This is a genomic window from Stenotrophomonas sp. AGC87, assembly GCF_057333975.1.
Genome location: NZ_JBHFHW010000042.1, coordinates 115,617 through 134,030, shown reverse-complemented (window position 1 = coordinate 134,030; position 18,414 = coordinate 115,617). Strand labels below are relative to the sequence as shown.

Genomic DNA, 18,414 nt, shown 5'->3' with positions numbered 1-18,414 from the left:
TTGAAAACTGCCGACGTGTCCGGTCGCCGCAGAATTCGAGTGACGCCATTGCCATTATGCATGCCGATGGCGTCACCGTCGGGCTAAGTTCGAGATTGGACGCGTGTGCGAGAGCGCGCGGCAGGAACGAGGTTGGAAACCTGCCAAGATTGCGGGATTGCCCTAATACCATCGGCATATACAGGCAAGTCAGGATCCAAGGCCCGCAGGGAAACTGCAACATAGACCTTCTGAACGACGCTTTCGGCCACCTCTAGCCTACGAGTCAATGAGAGCTTAAGCCTCCATTGATCCCCCTCGCAGCCTCTGGGGAAACGCTTTCGGAAAACTTTAGTCGTTGAGTACTTCAAACCCTCCTCCAATCGGGCCTTCTCGCGGGTTCCCAGCCCGGCCGGTCGATCGGGTGGGACTTTCCCGTGCTGCTTTCTGGTGGGAGGGTCGGACCCCTCTTCCAAAACGAAAGTTCCAAAAGATAGTTCCACCTCATGTTGCACGTATTCTTCACCGAACTGAAAGTCGAGCGGCGACGGATAGCACATCGTGATTACAATTTCTCCGCGAAACTTTCCATCCGCTGTTCGCAAACAGTCGGGGATGGGGAACTCATCCTTCGCCCAATCCACACCCTGCAACAGCTCCGCCTCAAAGAGAAGGGTGAAAGTATCAGGTCGACAGAACAGCGTAGACAAGCTTCCTGCAGGCAGACCATGTCCGTAGTATTTGCGTTCTTCGTGCGTCCTTTCCCCGCTGTTCAATGCAGCGGCATGTATGACAACGGTCTTTACCAACGATGCATTGGCATCCATTCCCGCATCCGCAATCGCCTGCCAGGTGTTCGCGGCTATCGACGAAACAATTGGAGTAGAAAAACTGGTCCCAATGCCTTCGGCGTATACGTCGCCAGGCAACACTGAGCGAACGCCACCAACAATCCCTCCAACACTGTCTACGCCTCCGCCATAATGCACGACGTCAGGCTTTACGTGATACACGGGGCCGGGGCCGCGCCTTGAGTAGGGCGCGGGCTCCTCCGCTTGAACATGACATGCGTGTGGGACCACAGCGCCCACCGTAAGGGCGCGGACTGCTTCACCAGGCATAGCTAGGCGATCGCTCGGGAAATGCGACGGAACTGCAGGCCAATTTCGCGCAGGCACGCCTCCGTAATTCCCAGCTGCAATGACGAACAGGACATCGCGTTCATCGCTAAGTTGATCAAGAGCAGCCGCGAATGGTCCGAACTGTGCTGGGTTGTTTGGAGTGTTCGCGGCAAAGGAACAGTTCCAAACGCGAACAGTCGGGTGTCGCGCCACGGCATCCTCGATGCGTGAAAGCAGCACGTTTTCATCGACAGGCGCATTTGGCAAGGCCGCAATGTCCACTAAGCGACACGACTCCGCAGGAAACCGGTCATCAGCACCGTTCAATGCATGTGCACCAACGATTAGACCACCGACAAACGTGCCGTGGACCAAATCGGTGTCCGGCGGAATCTCATAGGGCGTCCGCGCGGCGACGTGTGCAGTAAGCAGACCATCACTAATCCCGGAGTCGATTACGCCTACTAACGGCCCCGAGGGGGACGAAGACGTTAGCTGCTCCGGAAGTTGTTCGTTGAGCCGTAGGAAACCTTGCGGGAGAATGTCTTGAGGTGTCGAGTACTGCGGCGCCAACTGGAGGTGGCGAATCTCCGGCAATGCGGCGAGAGCAGACAAATCTTCAAACCCGTCTGGTTCGAGATAAAATACACGATTGGTAAGGCTGTGCGCCGGCGCTTCTAGGCTACCTAGTTCCACCATTTCCGGCGGAAGTTGTGCCCAAGGGAAAAGTTCGATCCGCAAACGACGGCCAATCGGCACGCCATCCGTCTGCACCGGATCCCAGTCGGGATCAGAGAAGACATAATCATCGGACCAGACGCGAAAACGCTCGATGGCCGAAATGTAGAAGATGTCTGCCGCGCTTTGACCAGATAGAATTCGCTGACGTAGGTCTTCGATCTGGTCAGGAAGGACGGGGACGACAAGCTCCCCCACACTTTCGACTGCCCCGACCTGCAGACCAATTGATTGTAGAAAGGCGTTTGGTCTGTTCGACTTTGCCCAAGCGGTCTCTCGGAGACCGACCACCAACGCGCCGGGGCGGCCCTGAGTGAGAACGGCTGCTGGCAGCCTATCTAGCACATCCGTTAATTCTTGACTCAGCGCCTGGCGTAGCGCGGGCGTAACATCCACCAACGGCCGTTTCGCTCCACCGCCTCCCGGCTTATTGAGGTTGTCCACGCGCGTGTATGGGACGCGCACCACCGGCATTCCTTGGTCTATCATCCTGATCCCCTAGCAGGTGCTTTACTCTTCGCCCACTGATCCCAAAAGTGGATTCAATGGCCTTCCATGTAAAAACCTTCGGCGCCCATTCACGAAGTTCTCGAATTTCGGCCTCCGGTCGCTTGACCCCCGCCCCCTCGGACAGCCACTTAATTCGTGCCAGACGGACGAGCGCTCGCGGCAACGATACACCTGTTTCTCCTCTCAGGACACAATCGCGCACGACATCGTGGGCTGCTGTCTTAATGGCCGCGCCACTCATGCCCGCTGAAAGCTCTGCAAGTATCGCCAAATCGTTGGTTTGGAGCCCCGCCCTGCGTAGGTGTATCGCCCAAAGCTGCAGCCGTTCTTGTTCCTCGGGCTGCGCCATCGGCAGCAAGAGACTAAACCTGCGCCAAACGGCGGCATCAAGCAGCTCGTGGTGGTTTGTGGCAGCAAGCACTACGGTCTCATCTGTCAATGAATCCAAATTCTGAAGCAGTGCAATCACAACTCGTTGAAGCTCTCCGACCTCACCTGTATGAGAACGTGATTTGGCCAGTGCATCGAACTCGTCTAGAAAAAGCACGCATGGTTGGCCACTCGCGTACTCGAAAACTTCTCTCAGGTTACGCCCAGTCTGTCCAAGCAGCGACGACACGAGTGCATCACATCGTACCGTGAGCAATGGGAGGGATAGCTTTGAAGCCACGAGGCGCGCAGCCAGAGACTTGCCGCAACCAGGGGGGCCATACATTAGAAGGCGAGAAGGCAGCTCTACGCCTGCCGCGCGCAACTCGTCGAAGCGCGCGACTGATTCAACAAATTCATCGAGAGCCCTTCCCACAGCTTCGCTAAAAACGGCCAACACCTCAGTTGGGCGTTCTTCGTCCACTAATTGCCCCTTTGTTTCCTGATCTTGGGGTAACCGATTGGAGAGCTGCGTTCCGACGCCCTGCTTTGGAACCTTCGCTAGCCGCTCGCGAATGAGTTTTGCCGCACCGCGGTCGCCGTCCTCTTCCAGCTTGGCAGCCAACAGACCCCCGTACCGCTCAGCTTGTTCAGAGCTACGCCGTAGCGCACCATCGAGGATCTTCAAGACCTCGGAAACGTAATTCACGGGTTTACCTCCGGTTGACGGCCGAATGCTACCGCAAAATGAGCTTTTGCATACGGAAAATGGAATTTCGCTTCCGTCGACCTTAGCACGCCACCGTATCACCAGGTGAGCCGCGAACGCAGGGCCGCAACCTTTTGACCTCGACCCAAACGGAGAGGGACAATCGGTGTGCCAATTGTGCCAAATGGCGCCCGAAGAGGACCGTTCTATGGCAACTAGCGGTCAGCCTCGTAGACGTAACGTGTTGATTTTTGGTGACCCCGGCCCGATTCGAACGGGCGACCTTCCCCTTAGGAGGGGGACGCTCTATCCAGCTGAGCTACGGGGCCACGGAGGGCGTAAAGGATACAGGCAAACGAGGGGCCTCATCCACGTCCGGCCGGTTGCTCGCCACTCATCCCCGGCAGCGGCAAGTGCCCTATGCTCCTCCGTCCCCTGCGACGAGTGACATGGATGCATCCTCTGTGGGTCACCCTCTCCCAACTCGGTGACAGCCGCTGGCTGTTGCCACTGAGCCTGGTGCTGATCCTCTTCGGCCCCACAGAGAGCCGCACCCTTCGCATTCGCTGGGCGGCCGGCCTTGCTGTTGCCGGCGGACTGACCCTGGCGTCCAAGCTGGGGTTCCTGGGTTGGGGCATTGGCTGGGCCCGGCTGAATTTCACTGGATTCAGTGGCCACGCGACCATGACGGCGGCGGTGTATCCGGTCGCCCTGTATCTCGCTACGCATGGGAGGCTCAGAATCCCACTGCTCTTGGCGCTGCTCGGCTCGCTCCTTGCCGCGGCGGTTGCGTACTCGCGCCTGCCCCTCAACGCCCACTCGGTATCCGAAGTGGTCAGCGGATGGCTGCTGGGCACAGCAGCGACGGCCTTCGCGCTGTCGGCGGGCCGCCGGGAGTGGCGCACGCCGCTACCCATCCTTGCATTCTCGCTGGCGATAGGCGCGGCAATACCATTGCTGATGCCCACCGTTCGCACGCACGACCTGGTGATGCGCATAGCGACAGAACTCTCTGGCCGCGAACAGGTCTTCAACCGACATCACTTTGTGCGATAGCCGTCAAATATTCGGCGCGCGAATCCCGCCTCCCAAGGTGAAACTGGCTTGACACTGAATAGCCTTCAACGCGAAGATAACGGCGAAAATTTACCTCACGGAGTAGGAAACCCCGTTATGAAGAAGATCTTTGCTGCTCTTGCCCTCGTGGCTCTCTCCCCGATGGCACTGGCTCAGGAAGCCCAGGTTGAGCAGGCTGCTGGTGCTGAAGGCACCACCGCTGCTACCAGCGCAGAAGTCGCGGGTACCGGCGCTGCAACGGGTGCCGCCACTGGCACCATCACTACTGTCGCGGCCATTGGCGCGGGCATCGCAGTAGCTTCTGTCGCTTACGCTGTTGGCTCAGACAGCAGTAAGGACGATGCTGGAAATAGCAGCGGTGGCGGTGGAGACAATGGCGGCGGTACCGGCACCACCGGCACCACCGGCACCACCGGAACCACCGGAACCAACTGATCCGATAGCGGGAAGTAAGTCATCACGCCCTCGCCGGGCGCAGGTCCGGCGGGGGTTTTGTTTTGCCCGACAGGGCTGGGAAGAATTATCGATGGACTGCAAGCGTCTCGGCGCCACTCTGGCGTTCGCATTTACCCTGTCCGGCTGTGTCTGGGCACCGGGACAACACCTGCGCTCCGGCGCCATGGCCCGGGATGATCAGCCGGTCGGCAACGACCAGATTGAGCTAATCCAGATCACACCCAAGCTTATCGCAATGGACCGCGCCTCGCGCGACGTACCAACGTTGCCAGTCGCCCTCACAAGCTATCAGCCAGGCCCTTATCAGATCGGTGCTGGCGATATCCTCTACATCACTGTCTGGGACCATCCCGAGTTGACAGTACCTGCCGGGCCACAGCAGCAAGGAAATCTCGCTGGTCGACTCGTCCAGTCCGATGGCACGCTGTTTTATCCCTATATCGGCAAGATTGCCGCCGCCGGGAGGACGCCGGGCGAGCTTCGTGATGAAATTACCTCGAAGTTGGCGCGCTACATCGAGGCCCCGCAGGTTGACGTCTCGATGCTCACTTACGCCAGCCAGCGCGTATGGGTCACCGGCGCGTCGCGTCAAGCCGCCACCGTGCCCTTGACCGTGACTCCGCTGACCTTCGGAGACGCTATCAGTCAATCTGGGCTAGATCCAACGCAAGCGGATTTGTCGGGGGTACGCCTAACGCGAGACGGCCAGACCTACACGATCGACCTTGATCGCCTCGGTCGACAGGGCGGCGGTGCCACGAACGTGTTCCTCAAGGCAAATGATCACCTTTACGTTCCGTACTTGGATCGCAAGGAAATATTTGTTGTGGGCGAGGTGAATCAGCCTGGCGCAATGAGCTTCAAGACGAGCGATATTTCGCTCAGCCAAGCGCTGGGGCGGGCGCGCGGTCTTCAGCAATCGACCTCAAACGGAAATGCGGTGTACGTGATCCGTGGCTCCAGCGACCTGCAGAGCGCACCTTCTACGGTGTTCCAACTGGAAGCTAAGTCGCCTGCTGCATTCGCCGTCGCCAGTCAGTTTGAGCTCCTTCCCGGCGACGTAGTCTTCGTCGGCGCTGCCGGCGTAACTCGCTGGAGTCGCTTCGTGAATCAGCTGCTGCCCTTCACCTCGATCATCAGCAACGCCGCAAGCGCGCGTAACGATCTCGATAACTGACGGCAGGCCAATGACGAGCAGGACCGCTCTCGTTGCGCAGCAACGGACCCAAGTATTGCGTGGCTTGGCCGCACTCATCACGGTAGCGATCTTGCTATCAGGCTGCGGCGTGGTGGGACGCACCAGTATTAAGACTGTACAGATGGCCATGCGAGGCAAGCCTGACGTTCAGCCAGCACCGGCCGATGTTGCAGCGAACCGCTATCCCCAGATCAAGGTCACCAGCTCCCTTGGTGGCGCGGTCCTAATCCTAGGCAACATCGACGGGCGTCGCCAAGCTTGGTATAGCAGCGACAGAAGCATTGTGTTCCTTGAGGATGGCTTGCTCGTAGCAACGCACGGCGGAGTGCCGGAGCTACGGAGCATGCGCATCGAAGGTAATAACCCCTTCCATGACCTTCACCGGATCCAGACTCAGACCACCGTCCAGCGCCAGTACGACATCATGCCTGGCTATCGCTTTGGCATGACCATTAGTGGAACACTGGAGAGTATCGGCACGGAAGACATCGAGATTTTGGGCAAAACCCATGCTTTGTTGCATGTGCGTGAGCGACTGAAGGGACAGGGCTGGAATCGCGATAATCACTACTGGGTCGACCCGTCCAATGGTTTCATCTGGAAGAGCGTGCAGGCCATCGCGCCCGACGCCAGCCTGGAAATAATTCAGCTCAAACCTTATTCGCCGGATCTGAACCGTTGACCACCTTGCGATTGGCCGCCCTTGCCTGGGGCGTTGCCGTTTCTGCCTCTGCCTACGCCGCGCCGTTAATCACCGTCGAAGTGATGGGCAGTGTCCGCACTCCGGGCACGCTTGCGGTGGTGAGCGGCACCCGCCTATCTGATGCAGCGCTTGCAGGCGCGCCAGACGAGCATAGCTACGTGTTAGGCGCCGCCTTGCTCAGGCGTAGCGAACTCATCCCGCAGACCCGTCTCAAGACGGGCCTGCTCTTCGATCTTGACGTGCTTGAAACTCGTTTTAATCCCGATCCAAGCGCAGTTGCAGCTGCAACAACTATTGCGAAAGAACTTTCGGCCATGCCAGTAACCGGGCGCGTCCGCCAGTCACTAGACCCGCGCTCGCTTGAGATTGATCTCAGCAGCAATCAGCTGGTGGCCGATGGAGACACGCTATATTACCCGACGAGGCCCAACACAGTGGACGTACTTGGCGCGGTTAAGGAGCCCTGCTCGCTACCGTATATTCCCCTCGAGGAGCCGAACGCCTATGCGCGCCGTTGCGCAGCATTGGGCGCTGCCAGCAAAGATGATCTGTTCGTTGTTCAGCCTGATGGAGCCGTCGAGAAGCTAGGCATCGCCCTTTGGAACCGCAGCCCCGAATCAACCGTTGCTCCAGGTGCCATCATTTTTGTTCCGCTCAACGCCAGATTAATGCGGGACATAAATCCAGATTTCAACGAGGACGTGGCGCGCTTCCTCGCTACCCAGGTGCTGGATGCACCCGGAGCATCGAAGTGACACGCTTTGTAAGTTCACAGCCAGCCCGCCTCAGCCTCGCATTGTTAAGCTTGAGTGTTAGTTCCATCCTGTATGCCCAGAGTGCCCCAACTCCAACCACAAGCGATTGGGGCGGGATAGGCCTACTACAAACGCCGACTGCTCGTATGGCCGATGAAGGCGAACTGAGCTTCACTGCAAGCCATACCTCCCCCTACAGCAGGTACACCATCTCCCTCCAGCCGCTACCCTGGCTCGAAGGATCATTCCGATACATTTCTGTAGCCAATCGCCGCTATGGATCACCGGACTTCAGTGGCAATTTGAACTACAAAGATAAGTCTATCGATCTCAAGATCCGGCTTATCGACGAGTCACGCTGGATACCCGAGATTTCCGTTGGCGCACGCGACATCGGCGGCACTGGCCTGTTCTCGAGCGAGTATATAGTCGCCAACAAGAACTTCGGGGCATTCGACACGAGCCTAGGACTGGCGACGGGTTATATCGGAAATCGAGGTGACTTCAGCAACCCCCTACGTCTTATAGATGAAAAGTTTGAACAACGACCTTCGCCGTCCCAGAGCGTGGTCAACGCTGGAAATCTTAACTCGAACGCTAGTTTGAGGGGGCCTATTGGCTTGTTCGGAGGAGTGAGTTACCAGACTCCTTGGGAACCTTTAGTGGTCAAAATCGAGTATGACGGCAACGATTATAAAAGCGAGCCCCAGAAGAACAATCAATCTCAGAAGAGCCCAGTGAATGTCGGCATTTCTTATGCCGCGAACTCCAATGTACAGCTGCATCTTGGATGGGAACGCGGTAATACCGCTATGTTCGCAATCACGCTACATGGAAATCTTCTTAAGGCCGCCCCTGTCAGAAAGAGCTTTGATCCTGATCCCATTGAGCTACCACTTTCATATCAAGCACTCGCTCATCCACACACAATCGGCAATTCCTTCGCTAATGATGCACCTGCACGAGCGCTGAGAGATATTGACTGGGCGGCGCTATCAAGCACATTGGAAACCAACGCTGGGATTAGAGTATCGGAGATTGCAAGTAAAAATCATGAGGTCATTATCCGCGGTGAACAACGGCGCTTCCTCTATCCTGCGCAAGGATTGGGTAGAGCCGCTCGCATCGTTGCGCGTGATCTGCCCGATGATATTCAGTGGGTGACAGTTGAGAATACTCGATTGGGCGTGCCGATTGCATCAGCAAGCGTGCACAGTAGCGCGTTGTTGAAGTACATAGACAACGGATCCAACATAGAAGCACTTGCGAGACATACCGAGTTCACTCGCCCGATACCAACGACGGGCGAACTTCTCTATTCTGCGCCGATCAAACGCTTGAACGGTGCCTTTAACCTAGGATACCGGCAGACCGTGGGTGGCCCGGATGGCTTCATCCTTTACCAAGTTGCGGGCACGTACGATGCCAGCTTCCATATCAAACGAAACCTCTGGGTCGGAGGCACAGCAAGCTATAACGCTTACAACAATTACGACAAGTTCCGATACGATGCCCCGAGCAAGCTTCCGCGAGTACGGACTGACCTGCGCCAATACCTAACTACGACAGACTTCACCATTCCGAACCTGCAGATCACCGGAACTCAACGCCTCGGGAACGATCTATACGGCATGGCCTACGCAGGCCTGTTGGAGTCCATGTACGGCGGCGCAGGTGCGGAAATCCTGTACAGGCCTATCGGAGAGAGGTGGTCCATTGGCGCCGAACTCAACTGGGTCAAACAGCGCGATTTCGATCAACGATTCAGCTTCCGAAACTACAGCGTTAGCACCGGCCACGCGAGCTTCTACTACACCTGGGGAGATGACCACCGCGTATTGACAGCGATCAGCGCCGGACGTTACCTCGCCGGTGACTGGGGTGCGACCCTTGGAGTGTCGCGACTCTTTGATAACGGCGTAACCATGGGCGCATATGCAACAAAAACTGATGCCTCAGCTGCCGACTTCGGAGAAGGGAGCTTTGACAAGGGAATCTATGTTTCAGTGCCTTTCGACTTTATGTTGCCGAGATCCACGCGAGCGAGAGCCAACTTCTTGTGGAACCCTCTCTACCGCGATGGCGGGGCGAGGCTGGCTCGCGCAAACGGACTATATCAGATGACATCTGAAAGGGATTCAGAGTTTTTCTACGACAATCTCTCCAAGATTCGAGACTGATTTCGAATAGCTCCATGACAAGCATCAGATTCACCAGCTTACGGAAAACCAAATGTGTAAACCCAAGGAAGACCATTACCCATCCGCGACACTGACGGACTCTGACAGCGCGCCTATACACGTTCTCCACGTTACGAATGCATATCCATATCCAGCAGTGCCGGAGTACGGTGTCTTCGTTAAAGAGCAGATCGAATCATTGGATCAAGCCAGGATCAGGTCGTCTATCCTTTTCATCAACGGCCGGGAAGACGGGAAGAGCACCTATTTGTCCGCAGTTGGACGGGTCAGGAAGGCTGCGAAAAACGTGGACGTCATTCACTGCCACCACGTTTACTCCGCTTTGGTGGTTGCGCTCTCCGGATATTGGAGGCGCAAACCGGTAGTACTCTCCTTCCTGAATGACTGGACTCGAGAAGTCAAGGATTTTCCAACGGCATTAGGGCGCAGACTACTCTGTAGCGTCGCTGTGGCCATCTCGTCCAAGGTGATCTTCAAGAGCCCCATACCCGGCCCTCTTAAGGGTTGTACGAAAGCCGTCAATCTCCCGAATGGTGTAGACACGGATTTCTTCTGCCCCGCAGATCCGCATGAGTCCAAGTCGTTGCTTGGACTTGATGCCAAGAGCAACTACGTTCTTTTTGTCAGCTCGAAGAATAAGCTAAGAGACCAAAAGCGCTACGACCTCTTCGCTTCCACCATAGCTCTAGCTCAATCAATGCGGCCAGATTTGAAGATCCAGGAACTAGTGATGGTGGGCATTGAGCGGAGCCAAGTACCACTAACTTTTTCCGCCTCATCTGCACACCTACTGACCTCAGACTACGAAGGCTCGCCCAATTCCGTCAAGGAAGCACTGGCATGCGGCACTCCTGTTGTTAGCCGGGACGTAGGAAACGTGGCGCAGATGTGCGCGGACGTGACGGGCGCCAGCGTCGTAAAAAGTGCAAACACTGATGTTCTCGCTGCAGCATTGATCAAATCAATAGAACCGCGACTCGCTCAAGAGAGCATCCGGCAATCATTTCTCAAGACGGGGCTGACTCGACCGGAGGTGGCAGCAAAGCTTGAGCGCATCTACTGGGATGTCACCACCGGAACGGCGCCCACAGAATCATGGGAGGCGACCACTAAATGAACACGCTACGTATTCTGGGTATTCGCGGAATCCCCGCTGCCCATGGCGGGTTTGAGACATTTGCCGAGAAGTTGGCACTATACCTGTGCGAACGAGGATGGAAGGTCATAGTTTACTGCCAGGAGGACGGCAAGGGCCCTGCTTGGGACGACGAATGGCGCGGCATCCAGCGAGTACACATTCCCGTGACCCAACAAGGCGCATTGGGAACGATCTTGTTCGACTGGAAGTCCACTATGCACGCGGCGCGACAAAAACATGCCTGCCTAACGCTAGGCTACAATACTGCCGTTTTCACGGCTGTACTACGCGGCAAAGGGATTCCAAACATCATTAATATGGATGGAATAGAGTGGTCGCGTGCGAAATGGGGGCCGATGGCCAAAGCTTGGTTCTGGTTGAATGAGCGTGCCGGTTGCTGGTTGGGTACCAAACTAATCGCAGACCACCCAGAGATTAAACGCCACCTGAGCTCAGGGTTCCGCGGCGATCCAACAAGGATCGAAATGATTCCCTATGGCGCAGACGATCAAAAATATGTGGACCAGACGGCGGACTCCTTAATTCTGAAGGAATTTGGACTTTGGAAGAATGGGTACATGACCGTAATTGCTCGCCCAGAGCCCGAAAACTCCCTACTTGAAATCGTCAAAGCTTTCTCGATGAGGGAGAGAGGCTGCAAGCTGGTCGTGCTTGGCAATTACGACGCTAGCCACCATTACCACCAACGCGTAATCGATTCGGCGGGGGGCGCGGTGATCTTTCTCGGTGCAATCTACGATCAAGGGGTTGTCAGCTGCCTTCGAAGGAACTGCCTTGCGTATATTCATGGGCACCAAGTAGGTGGAACAAACCCATCGTTGGTGGAGGCACTCGGCGCAGGTAACCCGATTGTCGCCCATGCGAATAGGTTTAATGCCTGGGTCGCCCAAGATGCGGCGCTTTACTTCGAGAACGAAGTGATTCTTGATGAACAGATGACCAAGCTCATTGATTCCTCAGAACTGCGAGAGAACTTGGGCGCGGCTGGCCGCAAGAGGTTCCTAGCAGATCTCACTTGGCCTAGCGTCCTCCAGAGATATGAATCACTACTACTCGAATATGCGCAAGATGGCTAGTGTATTTATGGATATCGGCATTCTGTAATAGCGCAACGATGGCACAACTGGCTAGCTGGCTAGCTGACTAGCTGACTAGCTGGCTAGCTGGCTAGCGAAGGATACACATAGATGAAATCAATTAAGCATATTATCAAAGGAATACCCTTTGCTCAGGAAATCTGGGCAATGAAATCGGCCTTGGAGTTCCGCCTCTTCTCAGACGAGCTCTTTATCAGGCGAGCATTCAAGAAAAAATTCGGCTTTACCCCTGACTTGGAACGCCCCCAAACTTTCAACGAGAAAGTGGTTTGGCGCATGCTTCACGATAGAGATCCAGTCTATGCTGAACTCTCAGACAAACTGGCAGTCAGGCACTTCATTCAACAAACGATCGGACCTGAGTATCTGATTGAGTTACTGGGCGTTTACAACTCACCTAAAGACATCGACTTCGAGGCCCTCCCAGATAAGTTCGTGCTCAAATGTAATCACGACTCTGCAAGCACAATAATATGTCACGATAAAAGCACGTTTGATCGCAAGGCGGCAATTAGGCATCTTTCTAGACATCTTCGACAGAATTATTATGAGAAGACTAGGGAATGGCACTATGGCCTCATAAAACCATTCATTATCTGCGAGGCATTTCTTGATGATTCAGGAAGCGCGCCTCGTGATTACAAAATTTACACATTTGGCTCCTCTCTGGAAAAGCCAATATTCATTCAGTGCGACATTGATAGATTCTCGACCCATCGTCGCGCCATGATGACGGAATCTTGGGAATTTGCAAAATTCGATTACAAGATCAAGCGTCCCGCGTCACCCCCGGCTGCGCCTGAGAATCTCGAGCTGATGGTCCGATTTGCGCGACGCTTAGGCGCCCAGTTCAGCATGGCAAGGGTCGACTTCTATGAGCTCCGAGGAAAACTCTACTTCGGCGAGCTCACTTTCACCCCAGAGTGTGGCCTGGCTCACTTCTATCCCTCCGAATGGGACCGGAACCTCGGCGAAATCTGGGAGCTTAACGCCCCTTCCCCACGATAGCCGCGTACTACGCTTGGCAATAGAGCCGAATACTCTGATTTAGAACTCAGCTACTCCGTTGCCCCCTCCCTCGCTCACAGAGTAACTCACTGGGTATTCGGCATGCCCACCGTGCCAGCCCTAGTTACAACTGGCATAAACACGCTCTTCTTCCGCGCGAAGTCTGAACAGTGGGACTAGAGCAGCTTAACCGATCCCGCAGCGAATCCAAAGCACCCGCTGAATGCAGAGGATCTAACAACAGCCTTGCCTGGAAGCAGTTTCACTGGAGCGTGACCGCAGTCACCTCGCAGCGGAGTACTGTCCATGCCATCAACCTCTCGCTAAACGCGAGAGGTGCTAGTGGTCTCTAATTGAGTAGATCGAAGAGCTAGGCATATGTATACCGCATCAACTGCAAAGCTTAGTGCGACCATTATTCCGAGCGCATGAATTGGACCCATGCCAGAGCTTAATGAAGCAGATAAAGATGCCACTCTCAATCCGACCTGAAAAACACCGAACAATAGATTCAAACGCTGCAGCCCGAGCGCAGGCGACCCAATGACGAATGGTGTTTTCGCAATCATGGGAAGCAATGAGATGCCCAGCAACAGCGAGAAGCTGGAAGCTCCACTCCATTCGCCGCCAATCAACATGTCAACAACCACCCAGCTGGCCGCAACCATTGCCGCTACCGCGAATGCCCCTCCGATGCTAAAGGCACAAAGTAGCTTGACCATGAAACTGGGCATATCAGTCCTGCCGCGCCTTTTCGCGATTGCCTTCAACATCACTGGGCGCAGACTGCTTGAGACGACAAGATATGGGACAAACAGTAGATTGAACGAGAGCCAATAGAGCCCCACAGAGTGGTGGAGCTTGTAGAGGGAGAATACATAGACAGCCGCTTGCAATTCGATGACGCTAATCACGGAGGCTGGCATCCCGAAGAAGATCTCCCTTCGAGACGCAAGCAGCATTCTTCGCGCGACCCTCCAAGACAGTGACCGAGCGGAGCGGTAGCCCCGCAGCACAGATCCATACATGGTCGATGCACCCAATCCGGCAGATACGATGCGAGATCCGACCAATGCAACCGCAGTGGGAGAAAGCGCTGCCCCGACGATCTGGAGCAGCGCTGTACTGACTGAAACGATCTGCGTCATCCTTCCTACGCGAGAAAGGTCCGAATAGGAGGAATGTTGCGACGGAATGACGGCTAGAACCAGAGAGTTCAGAAACACGCCGGCAGGCAACATCATCAACCAAAGCGGAACTTGGATTACCAGCGAAGCTACCAGGACAATCATGGTACCGACCAGAAATAATCCGGTACTACACAGGTACGCGAGGCCAATGTAGCGCTCCCGCCCTTCTTCAGTCCGACAGACAAGCGCGCGATTGTCAAGCCGAAGTGCCATAGCAATCGAAAGCAACGAGCACAGTGACGCATAGAGACCTAAGGTTGCGTATGTTTCGGGTTGCACCAGCTTTACGACATACAAGCTGCTAACGAAGACTGCCAACTGGCCCGACGCTCGCTGGGCGATTAAAGCTAGAACACGACGCGTATCCGCACTAATTAATGGACTCATTCTAAGGCTGCTGCCCACTATCAACAAACTCAGCACGTTGTATAGGCGCAGTGCGCCTATCGTACATGGCCTTTCCATACGCCATAAAGAACGCCAAGGGAATCATGAATGTCTCATGATTGAAAGGCGTTGAAGCCAGGGATATGACGAGGCCAGCCGAAAAGACAAACAAAGCAACAGTGGCATCTGGACCCCTGCGCGAAAGATGGGATTTTAGCGCCGGAAGATAAGCAGACCAGAGAAATAGAGCATATGCGAGCAATCCAAACATACCAGCCTGACCCAGAAGCTTCGGCCAAAACACATCAGTGACATAGTTGGGGTTGTCCTCAGAAATTCCATTCAGCCCATCTATGCCATATGCCCGGTAGACGTCACTGTATCCGAATCGGTACGACGGAGCACTTGCGAATGTTCCGCTCCCAGACCCGAATGGGAACTGATCTACAGCAATTTTCACAGATGTGGTACTCAGAGCAATCCGGGCATAGTCTGAACTTTCCGCACTTGTGTACCGCCCAAATTGAGCTCCAACCATGTTGCCGATGGGTGTCAGCGCGAAGAGCGCAGCCATGAACAGCGGCAGAACGGAGAACGTAATGACGACATGGGAACGGCGTTTGCTAAACAGAGCATATGTAACAACAGCCGCAGCGCAGACGAGCGTTTCTTTAATGGAGAAGTGAATTACAACGATCGCGAACAGCAGTACCGTGAGGGCAATGTAGCGTAAGCTTTGCCGCTCGAGACTCAAGTACGCTGAGCCAAAGAATGCCAGTAGTGCCACCCAGGAGCTTTCAACATGATCGAAGTAGAGCCCGCTGGGCTGCCAGAATCCACTTCGAGCAACGAGCTGCTGCCCTCTGAATCCAACACCAGATGAGAACAGGTCAAGGAGCAAGAAGGGTACGTTGATTAACGCCAAGCCGATTAGAATAAACGAGACTTGACGCAAAGCCATTTTTGGATCGCGCGCACGCCTGAGAATCGAATAGAAAGCAAGAAAGATCACAATGATTTTGGCGTCCAGCAACGAGTCAACAACTCCGGCGATAGGTTGACTAACACCACCATGTGGCGAGACTAATATACCAATCAATGAGAGAAGCTCATAGGCGATAAAACATGCCAATCCGAGCTTTACGCTCTTCCAGTATCTTCCGAGACAGATAGCTGCTAAAGGCAACAGAAGGGCAACCAAGACCTCGTCGGCGGGCGTCCCCGAATTTTGGTTCTGGGTAAAGAGAAATGATAGTTTCGCCACCACGAACATGGCGTACATTACAGCGATTGCACTGACCTTCACATGGATTCCGAATAGTCAAATAGATGATTCCGCGAGCCGAGTTATACAGTCAATCGACAGCTCTGGCACTCGCGCCCGCCTGCGGGCTCGCCATAAATCCGAGCCCGCGCATGGACAGCGTCCTAGAAATCCAAATTGAATGACTACAAGCGTTCAGCGCAAGGGCTCAAATTGAGCCCTACAGAGGCTTCGCAATTAGCTGTCGGAACGATAATCGTAGTATCCGTAACTGTAGTATCCCATAGACTTCCTTTCTACTGCGTTGAAAATCGCCCCTCTCAACTTCACCCCATTCTGCTCGAACCTTCGCTTCGCAAGGGCAATTTCCTTCTTCTGATTCAGGCCGAATCTGGCAACCAGCAGGCTTGTGCCTGCATGATGAGCGATGATCGCGGCATCAGTGACCGCAAGAATCGGCGGAGTATCGACGATAACGATGTCGAAATCATCAGATGAGGCTTTAAGCAACTTGGTAAAGGTCTCGTGCATTAAAAGTTCGGACGGGTTCGGAGGTACAGCACCACGCGCGATGAAGCTAAGGTTTTCGATGCCAGGCATTACTCGAATTACATCTTTAATAGAGGCCTGACCAACGAGGAAGTCAGAGAGCCCGGGAGTCTGCTCAACGCCGAGTGCCTTGTGAAGCGTTCCTTTTCGCATATCCGCGTCAATGACCAGCACACGCTGACCTGCCTGCGCAATGACGGCTGCAAGATTTGATGAGACGAAAGTCTTGCCCGCGTTTGGACTGGATCCTGAGATCAGCACAACATTATTCTTTGCTTCAAGCCTTGCAAAATGAAGGCTGGTTCTCAGGCTGCGAACTGCTTCAACTGCCAAGTCAGCGGGCTCTTTGACCGCGAGCAGGTGCATCTTCCCGTCTCCACGGAATCGACCGCGGACGGAGTCCGATTGCTGACCGGCACTGACAGGAATGGACGCATAGACCGGAAGGCCTAGCTCCTCAATCTCGGCCGGATCTTCGATACCCCTGCTGAGCATCTGACGCAAGAGAACGAGACCTATCCCGAGGAAGCATGCCGCAATAGTGCTGATGAGAATAATCATGGCCTTTCTTGGACGGACCGGGGTAGTCTCATCTGCTTCCGACGCGTCTACAATTCTTACATTGCCCACAGTACCTGCGCGCGCCACTTCTAGCTGTTGCGCCTGGTTCAACATGACGGTGTACATTTCATTGGTAACTTGCATATCACGCGTAAGTCTCAGCAATTCCTGCTGAGCTGCCGGCAATTGTTTAACCTGGCCCTGGAAGCCACTCTTCCTAGACTCCAGATCTCCAATCTGCTTCAAAAGTGCTTGGTAGGCCGGGTGATCTTTTGTGAAGCGACGATCCATTTCGGCTTGCTGGAGGCGCAATTGCTGAATGCTAGTTTCGACGGCAACACCCTGATCCAGCAACCCTTTCGTCTGCAAGGTGAGGTCAACCGAGTTGGCGCTGGTCTGATATGCGCTGAGTGCTTTCTGCGCTTCGTCGACTTGAAGCTTAATACCGGGCAACTGCTCTCGTACGAACAGAAGCTGTGCCGAGGCCTCCGCAGAGTTACGCTCCACATTCTGCCTGACGTACGCCTGAGCCACACTTTGAAGGAACTCTTGAGCTCTTGATGGAATACTATTCTGATAAGAAAGCTTGAGGATTCCAGAGTCTTTGCCCAATTCACTGATGTTCACTTCGCCCTGCAGGTCATTGATCACTGCCAAGGACCTGCGCTTTACCAAATTAAAGCGCGTGCCGTCATTTGCGACGAGTTGGGACACCTGGATTTGAACTAAACCACTGCCGACGGCCTCGCCAACCTTCCCATTTGCAAGGCGATCGCCGTCCGGATCGAGAAGTTCAAAGCTACCGCCACTCAGCGCAACCAGAGTCAAATCCTTGTCCACCAGTGCTCGAGGCACTTCGAGCTGGAAGATATCGAGCTTCTCACCACCCCAAGCAAACCGGCTCATTCCCAACAGGGGGCTAGCCAATTCGTCAGAGGCAGTCGCATCGAAGCGTCGCGCCAGATAGTGACCAAAGAGCGGAAAGTAATTCGGCTCTATCTCCACATCCAGCTTCATTTTTTCGACCGCAGCGCCGATGACCGCTCGTGAGCGGATCAACGCAATTTCCGTGCTGGCCTCACCGGATCCTGCTCCAAGCCCCAAAGATTGACTGATGTCGGTCAGACCGGGGATGGACGGCATTTTCGCCTCCACCTGAACAATCGCGTCCGCTTGGTAGATTGGCGTTGAGAGAAAACTGTAGGCACCACTCAATATCAGGCAGGCCACTGTGAACCCACCTATCCACCATTTATGGTCAATAAGAGTCCCCAACAATTGACGAAGATCGATCTCATCGCCGTCATCCTGAACTGCACCAGCTGAATCAGTAATCATAGATGTTACAAACTAAAGAATTAGAGGAAGTAGAGAAAAGACCGA

The 18,414-nt window shown here is 54.8% G+C and carries 14 protein-coding genes and 1 tRNA gene; 9 read left to right on the top strand and 6 right to left on the bottom strand.

What is annotated here, in order from left to right:
- Positions 1-83: 83 nt before the first annotated feature.
- The 3 genes from ACE026_RS17760 to ACE026_RS17750 form a co-directional block, all read right to left on the bottom strand.
- Positions 84-2,312: a S8 family peptidase gene (locus ACE026_RS17760; RefSeq protein WP_486040136.1), complete on the bottom strand. Its 2,229-nt coding sequence runs from the start codon at positions 2,310-2,312 to the stop codon at positions 84-86.
- Positions 2,266-3,426 carry an AAA family ATPase gene (locus ACE026_RS17755; protein ID WP_486040135.1) on the bottom strand — a complete coding sequence of 387 codons (1,161 nt, stop codon included), beginning with the start codon at positions 3,424-3,426 and terminating at the stop codon, positions 2,266-2,268. Before ACE026_RS17755 ends, ACE026_RS17760 begins: the two co-directional genes overlap by 47 nt.
- A gap of 252 nt (positions 3,427-3,678) precedes the next feature.
- Positions 3,679-3,755, bottom strand: a tRNA-Arg gene (locus ACE026_RS17750).
- Positions 3,756-3,879: 124 nt separating this feature from the next.
- On the opposite strand from ACE026_RS17750, the gene ACE026_RS17745 reads away from it, so the two are divergent.
- The 9 genes from ACE026_RS17745 (at position 3,880) to ACE026_RS17705 (ending at position 13,080) form a co-directional block, all read left to right on the top strand.
- Positions 3,880-4,482, top strand: a complete 603-nt coding sequence (locus ACE026_RS17745) for a phosphatase PAP2 family protein (protein ID WP_486040134.1) — start codon at positions 3,880-3,882, stop codon at positions 4,480-4,482.
- Between the two features lie 117 nt (positions 4,483-4,599).
- Positions 4,600-4,938, top strand: a complete 339-nt coding sequence (locus tag ACE026_RS17740; protein WP_486040133.1) for a hypothetical protein — start codon at positions 4,600-4,602, stop codon at positions 4,936-4,938.
- Between the two features lie 91 nt (positions 4,939-5,029).
- Complete coding sequence (locus tag ACE026_RS17735; protein ID WP_486040131.1) at positions 5,030-6,136, top strand: polysaccharide biosynthesis/export family protein; 1,107 nt, start codon at positions 5,030-5,032, stop codon at positions 6,134-6,136.
- Between the two features lie 64 nt (positions 6,137-6,200).
- Positions 6,201-6,839, top strand: coding sequence for a YjbF family lipoprotein (locus ACE026_RS17730; RefSeq protein ID WP_486040130.1), 639 nt, complete (start codon positions 6,201-6,203; stop codon positions 6,837-6,839).
- A complete protein-coding gene (locus tag ACE026_RS17725) occupies positions 6,836-7,615 on the top strand; it encodes a capsule biosynthesis GfcC family protein (RefSeq protein WP_486040128.1) in 780 nt (259 codons plus the stop codon). Before ACE026_RS17730 ends, ACE026_RS17725 begins: the two co-directional genes overlap by 4 nt.
- The gene (locus ACE026_RS17720; RefSeq protein WP_486040127.1) at positions 7,612-9,795 is read left to right on the top strand and encodes a YjbH domain-containing protein; all 2,184 of its coding nucleotides are present in this window, start codon (positions 7,612-7,614) and stop codon (positions 9,793-9,795) included. The genes ACE026_RS17725 and ACE026_RS17720 overlap by 4 nt, the downstream gene beginning before the upstream one ends.
- Positions 9,796-9,847: 52 nt before the next feature.
- Positions 9,848-10,933: a glycosyltransferase gene (locus ACE026_RS17715; RefSeq protein WP_486040125.1), complete on the top strand. Its 1,086-nt coding sequence runs from the start codon at positions 9,848-9,850 to the stop codon at positions 10,931-10,933.
- Complete coding sequence (locus ACE026_RS17710) at positions 10,930-12,051, top strand: DUF1972 domain-containing protein (protein ID WP_486040124.1); 1,122 nt, start codon at positions 10,930-10,932, stop codon at positions 12,049-12,051. The genes ACE026_RS17715 and ACE026_RS17710 overlap by 4 nt, the downstream gene beginning before the upstream one ends.
- 111 nt (positions 12,052-12,162) lie before the next feature.
- On the top strand, positions 12,163-13,080 hold the full coding sequence (locus tag ACE026_RS17705; RefSeq protein WP_486040122.1) for an ATP-grasp fold amidoligase family protein: 918 nt from the start codon (positions 12,163-12,165) through the stop codon (positions 13,078-13,080).
- Positions 13,081-13,403: 323 nt separating this feature from the next.
- Here the strand turns inward: ACE026_RS17705 and ACE026_RS17700 are convergent, their stop codons facing one another.
- The 3 genes from ACE026_RS17700 to ACE026_RS17690 all read right to left on the bottom strand — a co-directional run bounded on the left by ACE026_RS17700 (position 13,404) and on the right by ACE026_RS17690 (position 18,369).
- Positions 13,404-14,372, bottom strand: a complete 969-nt coding sequence (locus ACE026_RS17700; protein WP_486040120.1) for a hypothetical protein — start codon at positions 14,370-14,372, stop codon at positions 13,404-13,406.
- Between the two features lie 286 nt (positions 14,373-14,658).
- A complete protein-coding gene (locus ACE026_RS17695; RefSeq protein ID WP_486040119.1) occupies positions 14,659-15,939 on the bottom strand; it encodes a hypothetical protein in 1,281 nt (426 codons plus the stop codon).
- Positions 15,940-16,158: 219 nt separating this feature from the next.
- Positions 16,159-18,369, bottom strand: a complete 2,211-nt coding sequence (locus tag ACE026_RS17690; protein ID WP_486040118.1) for a polysaccharide biosynthesis tyrosine autokinase — start codon at positions 18,367-18,369, stop codon at positions 16,159-16,161.
- Positions 18,370-18,414: the final 45 nt, after the last annotated feature.

Excerpts from the sequence above, each read along its gene's own strand:
- ACE026_RS17760 (WP_486040136.1), bottom strand. The coding sequence starts at position 2,312 with ATGCCGGTGGTGCGCGTCCCATACACGCGCGTGGACAACCTCAATAAG.
- ACE026_RS17735 (WP_486040131.1), top strand. The coding sequence starts at position 5,030 with ATGGACTGCAAGCGTCTCGGCGCCACTCTGGCGTTCGCATTTACCCTG.
- ACE026_RS17700 (WP_486040120.1), bottom strand. The coding sequence starts at position 14,372 with ATGATTGTCCTGGTAGCTTCGCTGGTAATCCAAGTTCCGCTTTGGTTG.
- ACE026_RS17705 (WP_486040122.1), top strand. The coding sequence starts at position 12,163 with ATGAAATCAATTAAGCATATTATCAAAGGAATACCCTTTGCTCAGGAA.
- ACE026_RS17710 (WP_486040124.1), top strand. The coding sequence starts at position 10,930 with ATGAACACGCTACGTATTCTGGGTATTCGCGGAATCCCCGCTGCCCAT.
- ACE026_RS17690 (WP_486040118.1), bottom strand. The coding sequence starts at position 18,369 with ATGATTACTGATTCAGCTGGTGCAGTTCAGGATGACGGCGATGAGATC.
- ACE026_RS17715 (WP_486040125.1), top strand. The coding sequence starts at position 9,848 with ATGTGTAAACCCAAGGAAGACCATTACCCATCCGCGACACTGACGGAC.
- ACE026_RS17740 (WP_486040133.1), top strand. The coding sequence starts at position 4,600 with ATGAAGAAGATCTTTGCTGCTCTTGCCCTCGTGGCTCTCTCCCCGATG.
- ACE026_RS17695 (WP_486040119.1), bottom strand. The coding sequence starts at position 15,939 with ATGTACGCCATGTTCGTGGTGGCGAAACTATCATTTCTCTTTACCCAG.
- ACE026_RS17745 (WP_486040134.1), top strand. The coding sequence starts at position 3,880 with ATGCATCCTCTGTGGGTCACCCTCTCCCAACTCGGTGACAGCCGCTGG.